At 54.6% G+C, this 16784-nt stretch carries 15 protein-coding genes; 4 read left to right on the top strand and 11 right to left on the bottom strand.

The genetic code is table 11. The annotated features are described in order from the left end of the window. Positions 1 to 31: 31 nt before the first annotated feature. Positions 32 to 751, bottom strand: a complete 720-nt coding sequence (btsR, locus tag ACLJRH_RS00380) for a two-component system response regulator BtsR (protein ID WP_000598637.1) — start codon at positions 749 to 751, stop codon at positions 32 to 34. Next, on the bottom strand, positions 748 to 2433 hold the full coding sequence (locus ACLJRH_RS00375; protein ID WP_000272850.1) for a sensor histidine kinase: 1686 nt from the start codon (positions 2431 to 2433) through the stop codon (positions 748 to 750). The genes btsR and ACLJRH_RS00375 overlap by 4 nt, the downstream gene beginning before the upstream one ends. A 222-nt stretch (positions 2434 to 2655) precedes the next feature. On the opposite strand from ACLJRH_RS00375, the gene mlrA reads away from it, so the two are divergent. After that, the gene (gene mlrA / locus ACLJRH_RS00370) at positions 2656 to 3387 is read left to right on the top strand and encodes an HTH-type transcriptional regulator MlrA (protein ID WP_001240416.1); all 732 of its coding nucleotides are present in this window, start codon (positions 2656 to 2658) and stop codon (positions 3385 to 3387) included. Positions 3388 to 3446: 59 nt separating this feature from the next. Continuing rightward, positions 3447 to 3554: a protein YohO gene (locus ACLJRH_RS00365; RefSeq protein WP_001261696.1), complete on the top strand. Its 108-nt coding sequence runs from the start codon at positions 3447 to 3449 to the stop codon at positions 3552 to 3554. Here ACLJRH_RS00365 and ACLJRH_RS00360 read toward each other — a convergent pair. From ACLJRH_RS00360 to bglX, 5 genes are all read right to left on the bottom strand, one after another. Beyond that, positions 3535 to 4266 carry an ABC transporter permease gene (locus tag ACLJRH_RS00360; RefSeq protein WP_000824854.1) on the bottom strand — a complete coding sequence of 244 codons (732 nt, stop codon included), beginning with the start codon at positions 4264 to 4266 and terminating at the stop codon, positions 3535 to 3537. The genes ACLJRH_RS00365 and ACLJRH_RS00360 overlap by 20 nt on opposite strands. Further along, positions 4250 to 5197: an ABC transporter ATP-binding protein gene (locus ACLJRH_RS00355; RefSeq protein ID WP_000569166.1), complete on the bottom strand. Its 948-nt coding sequence runs from the start codon at positions 5195 to 5197 to the stop codon at positions 4250 to 4252. The genes ACLJRH_RS00360 and ACLJRH_RS00355 overlap by 17 nt, the downstream gene beginning before the upstream one ends. Next, entirely contained in the window at positions 5190 to 6359 is a 1170-nt protein-coding gene (locus ACLJRH_RS00350) for an ABC transporter permease (protein ID WP_023137004.1), read from the bottom strand. The genes ACLJRH_RS00355 and ACLJRH_RS00350 overlap by 8 nt, the downstream gene beginning before the upstream one ends. A 3-nt stretch (positions 6360 to 6362) precedes the next feature. Continuing rightward, on the bottom strand, positions 6363 to 7280 hold the full coding sequence (locus ACLJRH_RS00345; protein ID WP_000155876.1) for an ABC transporter substrate-binding protein: 918 nt from the start codon (positions 7278 to 7280) through the stop codon (positions 6363 to 6365). Between the two features lie 180 nt (positions 7281 to 7460). Beyond that, entirely contained in the window at positions 7461 to 9758 is a 2298-nt protein-coding gene (gene bglX, locus ACLJRH_RS00340) for a beta-glucosidase BglX (RefSeq protein ID WP_000871560.1), read from the bottom strand. A gap of 266 nt (positions 9759 to 10024) precedes the next feature. Here bglX and dld point away from each other — a divergent pair, with 266 nt between their 5' ends. Then, entirely contained in the window at positions 10025 to 11755 is a 1731-nt protein-coding gene (gene dld / locus ACLJRH_RS00335; RefSeq protein ID WP_000095235.1) for a D-lactate dehydrogenase, read from the top strand. 58 nt (positions 11756 to 11813) lie between these two features. Here dld and pbpG read toward each other — a convergent pair whose 3' ends face one another. Next, positions 11814 to 12761: a D-alanyl-D-alanine endopeptidase gene (gene pbpG / locus ACLJRH_RS00330; RefSeq protein WP_000911551.1), complete on the bottom strand. Its 948-nt coding sequence runs from the start codon at positions 12759 to 12761 to the stop codon at positions 11814 to 11816. Between the two features lie 165 nt (positions 12762 to 12926). Further along, entirely contained in the window at positions 12927 to 13514 is a 588-nt protein-coding gene (locus ACLJRH_RS00325) for a Yip1 family protein (protein WP_001017057.1), read from the bottom strand. A gap of 158 nt (positions 13515 to 13672) precedes the next feature. On the opposite strand from ACLJRH_RS00325, the gene ACLJRH_RS00320 reads away from it, so the two are divergent. Then, positions 13673 to 14242, top strand: coding sequence for a DedA family protein (locus ACLJRH_RS00320; protein ID WP_001530335.1), 570 nt, complete (start codon positions 13673 to 13675; stop codon positions 14240 to 14242). Between the two features lie 47 nt (positions 14243 to 14289). Here ACLJRH_RS00320 and ACLJRH_RS00315 read toward each other — a convergent pair whose 3' ends face one another. Both ACLJRH_RS00315 and mdtQ read right to left on the bottom strand, forming a co-directional pair. Beyond that, positions 14290 to 15051 (bottom strand): SDR family oxidoreductase, encoded by a 762-nt coding sequence (locus ACLJRH_RS00315; RefSeq protein ID WP_000169617.1) that lies wholly within the window; start codon positions 15049 to 15051, stop codon positions 14290 to 14292. A gap of 65 nt (positions 15052 to 15116) precedes the next feature. After that, entirely contained in the window at positions 15117 to 16553 is a 1437-nt protein-coding gene (gene mdtQ, locus ACLJRH_RS00310) for a multidrug resistance outer membrane protein MdtQ (protein WP_001081457.1), read from the bottom strand. Positions 16554 to 16784 lie beyond the last annotated feature (231 nt).

Here is a 16784-nt window from a genome sequence, read left to right as displayed (position 1 = left end):
TTCTATGGCAAAACGATATTCTAACAGTCTTTTACAGGCCAATCGCCTCTTTTAAACTTTTCAGATAGCGACGGCTTACCGGCACCGTCAGGCCGTTGCGTAAAATCAGCTCTGCCTGCCCATTATCCTCCAGCCGAATTTCCTGCAAATGGGCCATATTCACCAGAAACTGACGATGACAACGCAGTAGCGGCGTCCGGCTTTCCAGCGTGCGCAGCGTCAGCTCGGTAAACCCCTCTTTACCTTCACTGCTGGTCACATAAACGCCGCTCATACGGCTACTGACAAAGGCGACATCATCCATTTGCAACAAATAGATCCGGCTGTGTCCGGTACAGGGAATGAATTTAAGCGCCTGCTGGTTTTCCGGCAACAACGAAACATCCTGTTTACTGCGCTCCTGACGCAGACGATGTAACGTTTTCTCCAGCCGTTTCTCCTCTATCGGCTTGAGCAGATAATCAAAAGCGTGTTCTTCAAAGGCTTTGATGGCGTATTCGTCAAACGCGGTTAAAAAAACGATATACGGGCGGTGTTCCGGGTCAAGCATTCCTACCATCTCCAGTCCACTGATACGCGGCATCTGAATATCCAGAAACAGCACATCAGGTCGCAGCTTATGTACCGCGCCAATCGCTTCTACCGCGTTCGCGCACTCTCCCACAATCTCAATGTCATCCTGCCCCTGGAGCAAAATCCGCAGATTTTCCCGCGCTAACGGCTCATCATCCACAATCAGCACTTTAATCATGCGTCCTCCTCCAGTGGAAGTCGTAATGTAATTCGGGTAAAACAGTCCGGCTCGCAGGCCACGCTAATACCATAATCATCGCCAAAGTGTTCGCGCAGACGTTTATCCACCAGACTCATCCCCAGCCCGCTACTGCCGGCGGAAGGCTGATACAGTCCCGCATTATCTTCAATATCTAACATCAAATGCTGCCCTTCGCGCCGGGCGCGAATAGCGACGTTGCCGGTATCAAGCAGTTGCGACGTGCCATGTTTAATGGCGTTCTCAACAATCGGCTGTAATGTAAACGCAGGCAATTTCTGACGTGAAAGCGTCGATGGAACATCAAGCTGTACCTGCAGACGCGACTGAAAACGCGCTTTTTCAATTTGCAGATAAGCGTTCACGTGTTCAATTTCATCCGCCAGCGTGACAATTTCCGACGGGCGTTTTAAATTTTTGCGAAAAAAGGTCGACAAGTACTGCACCAGTTGGCTGGCCTGTTCGCTGTCGCGGCGAATCACCGCTTTAATGGTATTGAGCGCGTTAAACAGAAAATGCGGATTCACCTGCGCGTGCAACAGCTTGATCTCTGACTGCGTCAGCAACGCCTTCTGCCGTTCATACTGCCCGGCCAGGATCTGCGCGGATAAAAGCTGCGCAATACCCTCTCCCAGGGTACGGTTAATTGAGCTGAACAGCCGGTTTTTCGCTTCGTACAATTTAATGGTGCCCATGACTCGCTGATTTTCGCCACGCAGCGGGATCACCAGCGTCGAGCCGAGTTTACACTGCGGGTGTAGCGAACAGCGATACGGCACTTCGTTGCCATCGGCATAAACCACCTCTCCGGTTTCAATCGCTTTCAGCGTATAACCTGATGAAATGGGTTTGCCCGGTAGATGGTGATCGTCGCCAATACCGGTAAAAGCCAGCAGTTTTTCGCGATCGGTGATGGCGACGGCGCCGATATCCAACTCCTGATATAACACCTGCGCCACCTTCATACTGTTCACTTCGTTAAATCCCTGACGCAGAATCCCCTCCGTTGACGCGGCGACCTTCAGCGCGGTAGCAGAAAATGCCGAAGTATATTTTTCGAACATGGCGCGCTTATCGAGCAAAATACGCATGAACAGCGCGGCGCCAACGGTATTCGTCACCATCATCGGCGCGGCAATATTACTGACCAGATGCAGGGCATCGTCAAACGGCCTGGCTATCAATAAAATAATCAGCATCTGCACCAGTTCGGCAACACACGTAATTGCTCCCGCCGTCAGCGGGCTAAACACTTTGTCCGGGCGTCCGCGACGTATGAGAACGCTGTGTACCAACCCGCCCAGCAGCCCTTCGACGATGGTGGAAATCATACAGCTCAGCGCCGTCATGCCGCCCATAGAATACCGATGTAACCCACCGGTCAGGCCGACCAGCCCGCCGACGACCGGCCCGCCGAGTAGGCCGCCCATCACCGCGCCAATCGCGCGGGTATTGGCAATCGAATCTTCGATATGCAGCCCAAAATAAGTGCCCATAATGCAGAAGATAGAAAACGTGACGTAACACAGAAGCTTGTGCGGCAGACGAACCGTGACCTGCATAAGCGGGATGAACAGGCGCGTTTTACTCATTAGCCACGCAATGACCAGAAACACGCACATCTGCTGAAGCAGCAGCAACACCAGATTAAACTCGTACATACCCGCAAACCACACTTCAATTAAAAGCGCGTAACATACATTGAGTACGATTAACTTTCTTTGAACTGTTGCATAAAAATATGAATTCGTGAATACGATCACTTAAACGCCGCGCCGCAACCCGCTACTTCGCGTTTTAATGCATAAAAAACAGGCAAAACTTCCTGGTTAGTAAAAGAGCGTCTAAAGTTAAACCGGGACCTCGCGAGCAAGGGTGAAACGATGGCGCTTTACACAATTGGTGAAGTGGCTTTGCTTTGTGATATCAATCCTGTCACGTTGCGCGCGTGGCAGAGACGTTATGGACTTTTAAAACCACAGCGAACGGATGGCGGTCATCGTCTGTTTAACGATGCCGATATCGACAGAATCCGCGAAATCAAGCGCTGGATAGATAACGGCGTCCAGGTCAGCAAAGTCAAAGTGCTGCTCAGTAGCGACAGTAGCGAACAACCTAACGGCTGGCGCGAACAGCAGGAGATCCTGCTGCACTACCTGCAAAGCAGTAATCTGCACAGTTTACGGCTATGGGTCAAAGAACGCGGTCAGGATTATCCAGCCCAGACATTGACCACTAACCTGTTCGTCCCCCTGCGGCGACGATTACAGTGCCAACAACCCGCCCTTCAGGCGCTGCTCGGCATTCTTGACGGTATCCTGATCAACTATATTGCGCTCTGCCTGGCGTCTGCGCGTAAGAAACAAGGAAAAGATGCGTTGGTGATCGGCTGGAATATCCATGATACCACCCGCCTGTGGCTGGAAGGTTGGGTCGCCAGCCAACAGGGATGGCGAATCGACGTGCTGGCGCACTCGCTTAGCCAGTTCCGCCCGGAACTGTTTGACGGCAAGACGTTACTGGTATGGTGCGGAGAAAACCAGACGCTGGCGCAGCAGCAGCAACTTTTGGCCTGGCGCGCCCAGGGATGCGACATTCATCCCCTTGGCGTTTAAACAGCAGCTAACAAATTCGCTTTAATGTATACTCCTTTTATTAACATAAGGAGTACATAATGCGCGTAGCGAAAATCGGGGTGATCGCCCTTTTCCTGCTGATGGCTATTGGCGGTATCGGCGGCGTGATGCTGGCAGGTTACAGTTTTATTTTGCGTGCCGGGTAAGCGCGCGCGTCAGCCTTTCAAACAGGCGATCGATAATGATCGCCGCCAGCGCCACCAGCAGCGCCCCCTGGATAACATAGGCCGTATTAAAGCCGCTAAGCCCGATAATGATCGGCGTGCCTAACGTACTGGCCCCCACCGTTGAAGCGATGGTCGCCGTACCAATATTAATAATCACCGAGGTTCGGATGCCCGCCAGAATCACCGGCGCGGCCAGCGGCAGCTCAACCTGATACAACTGTTGGCGACGGCTCATTCCCATACCGCTGGCAACGCTCATCACGCTGGCAGGCACCGCGCCCAGCCCGGCCAGGGTCGCCTGCAGGATGGGCAACACCCCATACAGGATCAAGGCGATAATGGCCGGTTGCTGACCAAAACCCATGACGGGTACCGCGATCGCCAGTACCGCGACCGGCGGAAAGGTCTGCCCGACGGCGGCGATAGTCTCCACCAGGGGACGAAACTCCTTCCCACTTTCTCGCGTGACCGCAATCCCTGCGCCGACGCCCACCACGACGGCAAACAAACTTGAGATGCCCACCAACCAGAAATGGGCGAGCGCGAGGGCGGCAAAACTCTCCTGTTGGTAGACCGGGCGCGGTAAATCGGGAAACAGCGCGGCGAAGAACGGCTGGCTATAAGGCAATCCAAACAGCAGAAGCAAGAACAGAACAATAAGCCAGAGAAGCGGATCACACAGTCGTTTCACGGGGGGACGTCTCCGAAAGCAGATCGCGGAAATGGAGCGTACCGCAGGGCTCGCCCTGCTGATTCGCCACCGGCAGGACGTCGCACCGGCGGGCGACAAACATCGATAGCGCATCGCGTAACGTCATCTCTTCCACCAGCGCGTCGCCGCTGAGCTGTTCATGCCGACGTACATAATCGCCTACGCTACGTAACGAAAGCAGCCTTACGCCCAGCTCGCTGCGGCCAAAAAACGCCTGCACGAAATCATTTTCCGGCGAGGTCAGCATAGAAAGCGGCGATCCCTGTTGGATAACGTGGCCCCCGTCCATCAGCACCAGATGGTCGGCGAGGCGTAGCGCCTCGTCGATGTCGTGCGTCACCAGTACGATGGTGCGTCCCAGTAGCTGATGAATGCGGGTCATCTCCTGCTGCAATGCGCCGCGCGTTACCGGATCAAGCGCGCCGAAAGGCTCGTCCATCAGCAATACCTGCGGATCGGCAGCCAGCGCCCGCGCAACGCCGACCCGCTGCTGTTGCCCGCCGGAAAGCTGATGCGGATAACGATCGCGTAGCGCGCTTTCCAGACCCAATAATGCCATCAGTTCGTCAATACGATCGTTAATCCGCGCACGCGACCACTTTTGTAGTTGCGGTACGGTGGCGATATTTTGCGCCACCGTCCAGTGGGGAAAAAGACCGATAGACTGAATGGCATAGCCCATGCGACGGCGCAGTTCAAGCACCGGCAGGCTGCGGATCTCTTCCCCGGCAAAACGGATCGTTCCGCTATCATGCTCTACCAGCCGGTTAATCATCTTCAGAGTGGTCGATTTTCCCGAGCCGGAGGTGCCAATTAACACCGAAAAGCTGCCTTCGCTAAAATGCAAATTGAGGTCGCTAACAGCCTGTTGATCGCCGAAGGTTTTACTGACATGGTTAAATTCAATCATCGGTTGCTCCCTTCAAAAACGCGATCCATAAATCAAACAGCGCGTCGATCACTACCGCCAGCGCAATCACCGGAATGACGCCCAACAGGACTAAATCAATGGCGCTGCTCAATAGCCCCTGAAACACCAGCGCGCCGAAACCTCCCGCGCCAATCAGCGCGGCGACGACGGCCATTCCTACTGTCTGGACCATTACTACCCGCAGGCTACGTAAAAAGACCGGCAGCGCCAGCGGCAGTTGCACATGCCTGAAGCGCTGGCCGCTACTCATTCCCATTGCTTTTGCGCTCTCCAGCACATCGCGCGGCACCTGATTGAGCCCGGCGACCACGCCGCGCACCAGCGGCAATAGCGCATAGAGCACCAGAGCTATCAGCGCAGGCGTCATGCCGGTTCCCGCGACGCCGAATGCGGCAAGCCACGGAAACTGTTTCACCAGCCCGGCCAACGGCGCAATCAGCAGGCCAAACAGCGCGACGGAAGGGATAGTCTGGATCACATTCAGTACGGTAAACACCGGCCCCTGGCGTGAGGCGGAAAAATAACACCAGACGCCCAACGGTAGTCCGATCGCCAGCGCCGGCAGCACCGTGCCCGCCAGTAACATCAAATGTTGCACCAGCGCGGCATCGAAAACATCCTGGCGATTGGTATACTCTTTCAGAAGCGAGAGGTTGTCGAACGTGCCTGAAAACAGCAGCGCCAGCGGGACAATGACAATTTGCGCGTGCAGCAACCAGCGCCACAGCGGCCCAGTGGTAATACGGCGGATCGCATCGCTACAGGCCAGCAGCATCAGACCGAGGCCCAGCCACAATCCACTTCCCAGACTGGTACGCGCCAGCGGACTGCCCTCCTGCGCCAACTGGGTCGCCGCCCTGCCGACTCCCCACAGCATGACAATAAAAAGCGTCTGCGCCATCATCAGCGTCAGTACGCTACCGCGTTTACCGGGTATAAAGCACAGCGTAAACAGCGCGCATCCCGCGCCAGTCAGCATCCAGATGGTCGCCGGCCAGATCTCCCATAACTGGCGCCCCTCGCCGCTCACCAGACGATTCGGGGCGTAATTAATGAAAGGCAGCGCGACAGCAAGCAGGGTCAGAACAACCAACAGCAACAGCACACGATTAACCGTAATTTTTTTGGCAGCGTCACTCACAGATTACTTCACCCACCCTTTTTGTCGGAGGTAATCTGCGGCGACTTTTTTCGCATCCAGCCCTTCTACGGCGATTCTGGCGTTCAACTGTTGCAGCGTTTTCTCATCAAGGCTGGCGAAAACGGGTTGCAGCCAGTCGGCTATCTGAGGATAGGCCTGTAACACCGATTCACGTACTACCGGCGCGGGGGCATAGATAGGCTGGACGCCTTTCGGATCGCTCAGGGTTTGCAGACCCAGCGCGGCGACCGGGCCGTCGGTACCATACGCCATCGCGGCGTTAACGCCGGATGTTTGTTGCGCGGCGGCTTTGATCGTGACCGCCGTATCGCCGCCCGCCAGCGACAAGAGCTGGTTCTGATTCAAGGTAAAATCATAGGCTTTTTCAAATGCCGGCAGCGCATCCGCCCGTTCGATAAATTCCGCAGACGCCGCCAGTTTAAAAGTGCCGCCCTCTTTCAGATAACGGCTGAGATCGGCAAGCGAGGAGAGTTTATTTTTTTCCGCGATGTCCTGGCGTACCGCGATGGTCCAGGTGTTATTTGCCGGCGCAGGCGTCAACCAGACCAGCTTATTCTGCTCCGCATCCAGTTTTTTGACTTTCTCAAAGCCTTGCTTTGCATTCTTCCATGCCGGATCGTTTTCATCTTTAAAAAAGAACGCCCCGTTACCGGTGTATTCCGGATAGATATCCAGCTCTCCGGCGGTAATCGCGCCACGAACGACTGGCGTGGTCCCGAGCTGAATTTTATTGACCGTTTTAACGCCGTGGCTTTCCAGTACCTGCAAAATCATGTTGCCGAGCAGCGCGCCTTCGGTATCAATCTTTGACCCGACCGTCACGGGCGATGCCGCCTGTAGAGGTAAACTCACCGTCGCCAGCAACGCCAGCGAACTTACCCATAGCTTTGAGATCGTCATGATGCTTTCCTCATCCTTTTACGGCCTTTTTCAGAGACTTGAGAAAAAAGCATAGTTGAAAAGTCTGCGTTTAACCTGGGATTTTCCGCCAGTGTAAGTGACGTGACTGGTAATAAAAGGGGGGACAGGAAAAGTCATTGCCAGACAGGGCGCAGCTATCGCGCCCTGTTGACGGCAGGCTTACAGTAGTTCGAACGATCCTTGTTTAACGCGAGCGGAATCCACGCCGATAAAGACGTTGAACTTGCCGGGTTCCGCGTCATATTTCATCTGCTGATTCCAGAACTTCAACGCCTCGATATCAATCGGGAAACTCACGGTTTTACGTTCGCCGGGTTTGAGGGTGATTTTTTCAAAGCCTTTTAATTGCTTCACCGGGCGGCTCATTGACGCCGTGACATCCTGTAAGTACATCTGGATGACCGTTGCCCCTTCGCGTTTACCGGTGTTCGTGACCTCTACGCTGGCCGTGACTTTGCCGTCGCGTTGCATTGTCGGTGAGGAGAGCGTGACGTCAGACACCGTAAATGTGGTGTAGCTCAGACCGTAACCAAACGGATAGAGCGGGCCATTCGCTTCGTCAAAATAGCGTGAGGTATATTTGTTTGGCTTTTCAGGATTATACGGGCGTCCCGTATTGAGATGGCTGTAATAGACCGGAATTTGTCCCACCGAACGCGGGAAGGAGATCGGCAGTTTGCCTGACGGGTTGTAATCGCCAAACAGCACATCGGCAATGGCGTTGCCGCCTTCCGTCCCGGCAAACCAGGTCTCCAGAATCGCATCGGCCTGTTGATCTTCTTTTACCAGCGCCAGCGGTCTGCCGTTCATTAATACCAGTACCAGCGGCTTACCGGTGGCTTTCAGAGCGGTGATTAAGTCGCGCTGACTCTGCGGAATGGTGATATTGGTACGGCTGGAGGCTTCATGCGCCATCCCCTGCGACTCGCCTACCACTGCGACCACTACATCGGCCTGTTTCGCCGCCTGCACCGCCTCATCAATCATCGCCTGCGGTGAGCGCGGATCGATTTTCACCGCCTCTTCATACAGGTTTAAGAAATCGACGATGCCTTTATCGTTAGTGATATTCGCCCCTTTGGCATAGAGGATCTTCGCCCCATCGCCGACGGCATTTTGAATACCCGCCAGCACCGTCACCGACTGATTCGCGACCCCAGCAGCAGACCAGCTTCCCATTACATCACGTTGACTGTCGGCCAGCGGCCCAACAACGGCAATGGTGCCCGATTTTTTCAGCGGCAGCGTTTCCAGCCGGTTTTTCAGCAGTACCACACTTTCCCGCGCCACTTCCCGCGCCTCTTTACGATGCAGGCGGCTTTCGGCATTGGTGTCCACCGGATCGCTCTCTTTCGGCCCCAGATGGCTATAGGGGTCGTTAAACAATCCCATGTCATATTTTACGTTGAGCACATGGCGCGTCGCGTCGTCCAGTTCCGCCATCGTCACTTTGCCCGACTTAATCAGACCCGGCAGATATTTGCTGTAATACTCATCCGCCATGCTCATATCCACCCCTGCCTTTAGCGCCACGCGCACCGCATCTTCCGGGTCGGCCGCGGTACCGTGTTTAATCAGTTCTTTAATAGCGCCGTGGTCGGAAACGGTAATTCCCTTAAAGCCCCACTCATCGCGCAGGACATCTTTCAATAGCCAGGAATCTGACGTCGCAGGCGTGCCGTTCAGCGAGTTCAGCGCCACCATCACCGCGCCGCTCCCCGCATCCAGCCCCGCTTTGTAAGGCGGCATATAGTCATTAAACAGACGCTGGGAACTCATATCCACGGTGTTGTATTCTTTACCGCCTTCAACGGCGCCATAGGCGGCAAAATGTTTCACGCTGGTCATCACCGAGTAGCGATCCGCCGGACTTTTGCCCTGCATCGCTTTCACCATGGTTTCGCCCATGATGGAGGTTAAATATGTATCTTCGCCAAAGCCTTCGGAGGCGCGTCCCCAACGCGGATCCCGGGAGACATCCACCATCGGCGCCCAGGTCATATTCAGACCGTCGTCCGCCGCTTCATACGCCGATACGCGTCCTACGGTTCTTACCGCATCCAGATTAAAAGAAGAAGCCAGACCGAGGCTTATCGGGAAGACGGTTCGCTGGCCGTGTACCACGTCATAGGCAAAAAAGAGAGGAATTTTCAGGCGGCTCAATGCCATCACCTGATCCTGCATTTGACGGATATCCTGGCGGGTGACGGTATTGAAAATCGCCCCTACCTGCCCGTCTTTGATCATCTCGCGAATCGCTTCTTTCGGGTTATCAGGGCCGACGCTAATCAGACGTAACTGACCAATTTTTTCATCGACAGTCATTTTCTTGAGTAAATCCGTGACGAACGCGTCGCGCGCTTCGGGCGTCAGCGGGTGATTGCCAAACAGGTTTTCCGCCAATGCTGGCTGCATCGCCAGACTCACAGCAACACCTACTGAACATAACCATTTCATGTTGAGTCTCTCTTTATCTTTATCCCGACGAGGCGGTAAAAACAGAATAAAAACCGCAGTTTGCCATAAGCCTAAACGCGAGAGGAGAAGAAAGCGAAGGTTATTCTCCTAATTTTCCGCACAGTCGAATACGCAACCGCCAGCAAATGGTATCAAGGCGGCAAATGAATACTACCAACACAGAGACAATTTGAATGAGAAAGCGTATTGTCATACAAAGCGCTATGCTTAACGCTGATATTTTGTCCCACCACAAGGAGTGGAGAATGTCTTCCATAACAATGACTGATAATAAAACGTTCCTGAATGAGCTGGCCCGCCTGGTAGGCCATTCTCACCTGCTGACAGACCCCGCCAAAACCGCCCGCTATCGCAAGGGTTTCCGTTCCGGTCAGGGCGACGCGCTGGCCGTTGTTTTCCCGGGTTCGTTACTGGAACTGTGGCGTGTGCTCAACGCCTGCGTTAACGCTGACAAAATTATTCTGATGCAGGCCGCCAACACCGGTCTGACGGAAGGCTCCACGCCGAACGGCAACGACTACGATCGCGATATTGTGATTATCAGCACCCAGCGGCTGGATAAGCTGCACTTACTGGATAACGGCCAACAGGTTCTGGCCTGGCCCGGTACGACGCTCTATGCGCTGGAAAAAGCGCTTAAACCGCTGGGCCGTGAACCGCACTCGGTGATTGGTTCGTCGTGTATCGGCGCGTCGGTCATCGGCGGCATCTGTAATAACTCCGGCGGCTCGCTGGTGCAGCGCGGCCCGGCCTATACCGAGATGTCGCTCTTTGCCCGTATTGACGAGCAAGGCAAACTGCAACTGGTCAATCATCTGGGTATCGATCTTGGGCATACGCCGGAGCAGATCCTGAGCAAGCTGGATGACGAACGGATTAAAGATGAGGATGTGCGTCACGATGGTCGTCATGCGCACGATCACGACTACGTGACGCGGGTACGAGATATCAACGCCGATACGCCCGCCCGCTATAACGCCGACCCGGACCGTTTGTTTGAATCTTCCGGCTGCGCCGGAAAACTGGCGGTTTTTGCCGTTCGCCTTGATACCTTTGCAGCGGAAAAAAATCAGCAGGTTTTTTATATCGGCACCAATCAGCCCGCGGTACTGACTGAAATCCGTCGGCATATTCTGGCGAACTTCGACAATCTGCCAGTGGCGGGAGAATATATGCATCGCGATATCTACGATATTGCGGAGCAGTACGGTAAAGATACCTTTCTGATGATCGATAAACTCGGCACCGACAAGATGCCATTCTTTTTCACGCTAAAAGGCCGAACCGATGCGATGCTGGAAAAAGTAAAATTTTTCCGTCCGCATTTCACCGACCGCGCGATGCAGAAATTCGGCCATCTGTTTCCCAGCCATCTGCCGCCGCGAATGAAAAACTGGCGCGATAAATATGAGCATCATCTGCTGTTAAAAATGGCGGGAGACGGCGTCGCAGAAGCGCAACGCTGGCTGAATGAATTTTTTAAATCCGCTGAGGGCGGTTTCTTCACCTGTACGCCGGAAGAAGGCAGCAAAGCCTTCCTGCACCGCTTCGCCGCTGCTGGCGCGGCGATTCGTTATCAGGCCGTACACTCTGATGAAGTGGAAGATATCCTGGCGCTGGATATCGCTCTGCGCCGCAACGATACCGACTGGTTCGAGCATCTGCCGCCGGAAATCGACAGCCAACTGGTACATAAACTCTATTACGGTCACTTTATGTGCCACGTTTTTCATCAGGACTATATCGTGAAGAAAGGCGTCGACGTCCATGCGCTGAAAGCGCAAATGCTGGAGCTATTGCAGGCGCGCGGGGCGCAGTACCCGGCGGAGCACAACGTGGGACATCTGTATAAAGCGCCGGAAACGCTGACGCGTTTTTATCGGCAAAATGACCCGACCAACAGTATGAACCCCGGTATCGGCAAAACGAGTAAGCGGAAATTCTGGCAGGAAAATACGCCCGACGAAACGCATTAACACCGTGCGGTTTACCGTGAATGCCCGGCGGCGCGATGCCTGCCGGGCCTGCGGCGACTTAATCGTTCTGTGCGGTTTGCGCTCCGGCGCTGGCGCTGGCTGCCGCCATTTGCGCGGCTTTTTGCTTTTTATAGCTCAGCGCGGCAGCCGGAACGGGCATGACTTTACCGGTTTCAATCCATGTACGCAGGCGACTGGCGTCCGCAAAGTGAGTATATTTGCCGAACGCGTCCATGACCACCAGCGCGACCGGTTTGTTATTGATCACGGTACGCATCACCAGGCAATGCCCCGCCGCATTGGTAAAGCCGGTTTTCGTTAACTGGATATTCCAGTTATCACGGTAGACCAAATGGTTGGTATTGCGAAACGGCAGCGTATACGCCGGATGCGAGAATGTCGCCATGTCTTCGCGCGTGGTGCTTAGCTGGCCAATCAGCGGGTATTGCTTCGTGGCAATCAGCAGTTTTGTTAAATCCCGCGCGGTCGAGACGTTATGAATCGACAGCCCCGTCGGCTCAACGAAGCGGGTATGCATCATGCCCAGCGCTTTCGCCTTCGCATTCATCGCTTTAATAAACGCGTTATAACCGCCAGGATAATAGTGCGCCAGGCTTGCCGCCGCACGGTTTTCGGATGACATCAACGCCAGCAGCAACATATTTTTGCGACTAATTTCGCTGTTCAGGCGCACGCGGGAGTAAACCCCTTTCATTTCCGGCGTCTGGCTGATATCGACCTTCAGTATTTCATCCAGCGGCAATCGCGCGTCGAGCACGACCATCGCCGTCATTAATTTGGTTATTGAAGCAATCGGACGCACCAGATCCGGGTGGTTCGAATAGATCACTTTATTGGTGTTGAGATCAACAATCATTGCGCTACCGGAGGCAATCTCAGGTTGAGACGCCGCGGTTGTCGCTGCCGTTTTCGCCACGGCCTGCGGGGCAAAAGGAACGGCCAACATCAGAGCAAGGCTCAGGAATGAAGCTCGGAATTTCAGCATGATGAGATTTCTGATAATGATTCACGCGCGTCGTAACGCACACCGCCTGAGCTAAGATTATACTCAAGCTAGCAGTGGCATCATAGCGGCACGACAGCGTTGCCGCTACAGAAGAATCGTCAGCAAATGCTGCATTGCTGGCTTTTGCGCCAGCCCTTTTTCGCATCAGAACAGGCGGTAGCCGTATCCCCATAGGATCACGGTGATCGCCAGTAGCACCTCCAGGACCAGCACGCCGATAGCGAGCGTCGAACTGGAGAAGCTTAATCCTTCCTCTCTATTAATGTTAAGGAAAGTCGGAATACCCAAATACAGCAAATAGCCGGTGTAAAAGAGCGCGACAGCGCCGACCAAAGCGCATAGCCATACCAGGGGATAGAGCGCCACCAGACCACTTAAAAACAGCGGCGTCGCGACATAGCCGGCAAAAACCATACAGCGCGCAAGCGATGGCCGTTGCGGATAGTTTCGCGCCATCCACCAGATGACGCGTCCCATCACCGCGACGCCCGCCAGCATCACGCCGTAGAACAAGACCGCCAGCGCAAAAGCGGTAAACAGCGAGAGTTGTAACACGTTGCCGTCGCCAAAATTCCAGCCGATTTGCGTCGTGCCGATAAAGGCGCAGACGACGGGAATCGCCGCCATCAGCAAAACATGGTGCGTATAGTGATGCGAAACGGTTTCGTTTTCGCTTTTGATCACCTGCATTTCCCGATCGGGATGGGAAAAAAGCCCCCATACATGGTTCATACTGCCCCCTTCTGCTGCCTCAGATGCCAGTATGTTCAAGTATAATTCAGTTTCTGGTTATTTTATGAACAACAGCGAAATAGTCTCCGGCAAAACGTCGGCTTTGCCACGCACGCCTCTTGCCAGGGTGTATGCTTAATGCCGGAGGTGGTTTACGCATGGATATCAACACGCTTATTACGCATTATGGCTATGCGGCGCTGGTTATCGGCAGTATGGCCGAAGGTGAAACCGTTACCCTGTTGGGGGGCGTCGCGGCGCATCAGGGATTGCTCAAGTTTCCGCTGGTGGCGGCGGCCGTCGCGCTGGGAGGGATGATGGGCGATCAGCTACTTTACTTGTTAGGACGATGCTATGGCGGGAAGATCCTGCGTCGTTTCCCGCGTTATCATACGAAGATTCGTCGCGCGCAGAAAATGATCCAACGCCATCCGTATCTGTTTGTGATCGGCACGCGTTTTATGTATGGCTTCCGGGTGGTTGGCCCGTTGCTGATTGGCGCCAGCCGCCTGCCGCCTAAAATTTTTCTGCCGCTGAATATTGTAGGCGCGCTGATCTGGGCGCTGCTGTTTACCACGCTGGGATATCTTGGCGGCGAGATGATCGCGCCATGGCTGCACGACCTCGATCAGCATCTCAGGCATGGGGTCTGGCTGATTCTGGCCATCGTCCTGGTGGTGGGCGTGCGCTGGTGGCTGAAAAGCCGCGGCAAAGCGGAGGCCCGTTAAACCCGATGGTATCCGGATGGCATAACGCCGCCATCCGGCCCCGGCGTTTATTTTGCGTTGAATTGCGGATTCGCCAGCATAAACCCGCCGTCGACAATCAGCGACTGACCGGTGGTATAGCTTGCGCCTTCCGAACACAGCCAGGCGACGAGGCTGGCTATTTCATGCGTAGAACCCGGTCGGGCGATAGGGATCGAGGGTTCCGATCCCGGCTCAATGTCGCTGTCATCCATATCATTCATCGGCGTGGCGATAGCGCCTGGCGCGACGGCGTTGACCAAAATATGATGTTCAATCAGTTCCAGCGCCATGGATTTAGTCAATCCCCCCAGCGCATGTTTCGCCGCGGTATAGGCGCTGGCTTGCGGAAGCGGCGTATGCTCATGGACGGAGGTGATGTTGATAATGCGCCCTCCCTCTCCTTGTTTAATCATATGCCGGGCGGCGATCTGCGCGCAGAGAAACGCGCCGTCGACATCCACAGTAAAAATTTGCCGCCACTGCGTAAACGGCATATCAATAAACGCGGATTTGGTCATCGCCCCGGCATTATTGACCAGCACGTCAACGCGCCCCAGGCGCTGGATAAGATGTTCAATGGCCTGCGCGCCCTCGGGTAACTGGCTCAGGTCAAGATGAATGGTCTCTACCCGCACACCAAATTGCGCCGCTTTTTTCGCCGTCTCCTGCGCGCCGCGTTCATCGGAATGCCAGGTGATACCAATATCAAAACCGTTTTGTGCTAATAACAACGCACACGCTTTGCCAATTCCCGAATCTGATGCCGTTACAATTGCGACTTTGGTCATATTCCTCTCCGGATGAATCATACACAGCCTAAGTATAGGAACCCTGTCTGAATCATCTGGAAAAATCAGGAATGATAACCGCCGCCCAGCGCGCTGGTAAGCTGAATAGAGGCATCCAGCCACTGGCCCTGCAACAGCAAGCCGTTACACTGCTCGCGCAGTGCCGGGATTTTGGCCTCGCTCACGCGGGAACCCGCAATAATGCCGGCATTAAAGCGCGCTTGCGCCAGACCGACCACACGCTGCGCGTCATGCTCAATCTGCTGCTGGTGTTGATTTTTCTGCGCCAGCGTCTCTACCTGACTGGCGGCGCGCGCCACATCATTAACCGCATCTACCACCGCTTTGTTGTAGTTGGCGATAGAAAGGTTGCTTTGCGCTTTGGCGATATCGAGGTTGGCATTCAGCCTGCCGCTGTCGAAAATCGGCAGCGTCAGCCCGCCGGTAATGCCATATTGCTGTGCGGAATGGCGGAACAGATCGCTCAGATGTAACGCATCCTGCTGTAAAAAAGCCATCAGATTGATATCGGGATAAAACGCGGCCTTCGCGGCGTCAATGCTGCTCAACGAGGATTCAATGTACCAGTGCGCGGCCTGTAGATCCGCCCGGCGCGCCAGCAACGAATACCCCAGTTGCGACGGTAACTGGCTTTCAACGGCGGGGAGACTCACCTGACGCAGCTTGAGCGCCGCCGATTGCGTATTGGTTAACGCGCTGAGCCGCGCTTCAATCACCTTCATTTTACCGTTAACGTCATTCAGCTGCTGCTGGGTTTTGCTGGCGTCGATATCGGTCTCGACCCCTTCAACAGAAGAAGTAATGCCGTGTTGATACAGCTCCCGGTTTACCGTCACCACGTTTTGCTGCTCATGCTCGATTTGCATCAGCACATTTTTCAGCGCTGCCTGTGTTTGCCACTCCCAGTAGAGTCGCGCCACGCCGCTTGCCAGCAATTGTCGGGTCTGCTCCTGCTCCGCTTCGCGCGCTTTGACCGCCCCGATCCGCGCGGTAACTTCAGCGCGGTTTTTCCCCCATAAATCCAGATCCCAGCCCGCCGTCAGGCCGAATGTACCGTTGGTATACCACGGCCCGGTCGTTCCCGCCGCGGGGTCGGTAATCGCGAATGGCCCCATCAGCCCTTCCGCGGACATTCGCTGGCGCTCAATGTCGGCAGAAAAGTCGAGCTGCGGGCCGTCCTGCGCCTCAACCGCTTTCGCCTGCGCTTCCGCCAGTTGAATACGCTGTTCAGCCACCTGCATATCCGGCGAATGCTGTATGGCATTATCAATCAGCGCGTCAAGCTGCGCATCGTGATACGCCTTCCACCACTGGCTATCCGGCCAACCGTTTTTCAATGCCGCCGGCAGGCTGGAATCAACATGAGAAGAGGGCGTCTGCTGGGTCAGCGACTGGCGGGTATCGTGCATAGGGGCGCAGCCCGCCAGCAAAATAAAAAGCGGTAAGCTCGCTGTCGCGGCAAGGAAAGAATTACGATTCATGGAGGTGTTCTGATAAAAAAAGGTGCGCAGAGAGTACGTCTTACGGCGATCTATTTTTTAGTTACGCGTGGCAATACATCATCAGACAACAAAAGACATATTTTGAAATTTATATGATTAGCAAATAATTTCATCTGATACATTTTTTAATGTAATGATTCAATGTAAAGTCCCATTAACCCGTTAATAAATGAACGATTTTGCTGCAATACGCGCCAGCAGCCTTCATGA

This window comes from Salmonella sp. SAL04162 (assembly GCF_046551535.1).
Classification (GTDB): Bacteria; Pseudomonadota; Gammaproteobacteria; order Enterobacterales; family Enterobacteriaceae; genus Salmonella; species Salmonella enterica.
This window is presented reverse-complemented; position numbering and strand designations above follow the sequence as displayed.

Bases quoted from the DNA above. Each gene is read 5' to 3' on its own strand.
- btsR (WP_000598637.1), bottom strand. From the start codon at position 751: ATGATTAAAGTGCTGATTGTGGATGATGAGCCGTTAGCGCGGGAAAAT.
- ACLJRH_RS00375 (WP_000272850.1), bottom strand. From the start codon at position 2,433: ATGTACGAGTTTAATCTGGTGTTGCTGCTGCTTCAGCAGATGTGCGTG.
- mlrA (WP_001240416.1), top strand. From the start codon at position 2,656: ATGGCGCTTTACACAATTGGTGAAGTGGCTTTGCTTTGTGATATCAAT.
- ACLJRH_RS00365 (WP_001261696.1), top strand. From the start codon at position 3,447: ATGCGCGTAGCGAAAATCGGGGTGATCGCCCTTTTCCTGCTGATGGCT.
- ACLJRH_RS00355 (WP_000569166.1), bottom strand. From the start codon at position 5,197: ATGATTGAATTTAACCATGTCAGTAAAACCTTCGGCGATCAACAGGCT.
- ACLJRH_RS00345 (WP_000155876.1), bottom strand. From the start codon at position 7,280: ATGACGATCTCAAAGCTATGGGTAAGTTCGCTGGCGTTGCTGGCGACG.
- bglX (WP_000871560.1), bottom strand. From the start codon at position 9,758: ATGAAATGGTTATGTTCAGTAGGTGTTGCTGTGAGTCTGGCGATGCAG.
- dld (WP_000095235.1), top strand. From the start codon at position 10,025: ATGTCTTCCATAACAATGACTGATAATAAAACGTTCCTGAATGAGCTG.
- pbpG (WP_000911551.1), bottom strand. From the start codon at position 12,761: ATGCTGAAATTCCGAGCTTCATTCCTGAGCCTTGCTCTGATGTTGGCC.
- ACLJRH_RS00325 (WP_001017057.1), bottom strand. From the start codon at position 13,514: ATGAACCATGTATGGGGGCTTTTTTCCCATCCCGATCGGGAAATGCAG.
- ACLJRH_RS00320 (WP_001530335.1), top strand. From the start codon at position 13,673: ATGGATATCAACACGCTTATTACGCATTATGGCTATGCGGCGCTGGTT.
- ACLJRH_RS00315 (WP_000169617.1), bottom strand. From the start codon at position 15,051: ATGACCAAAGTCGCAATTGTAACGGCATCAGATTCGGGAATTGGCAAA.
- mdtQ (WP_001081457.1), bottom strand. From the start codon at position 16,553: ATGAATCGTAATTCTTTCCTTGCCGCGACAGCGAGCTTACCGCTTTTT.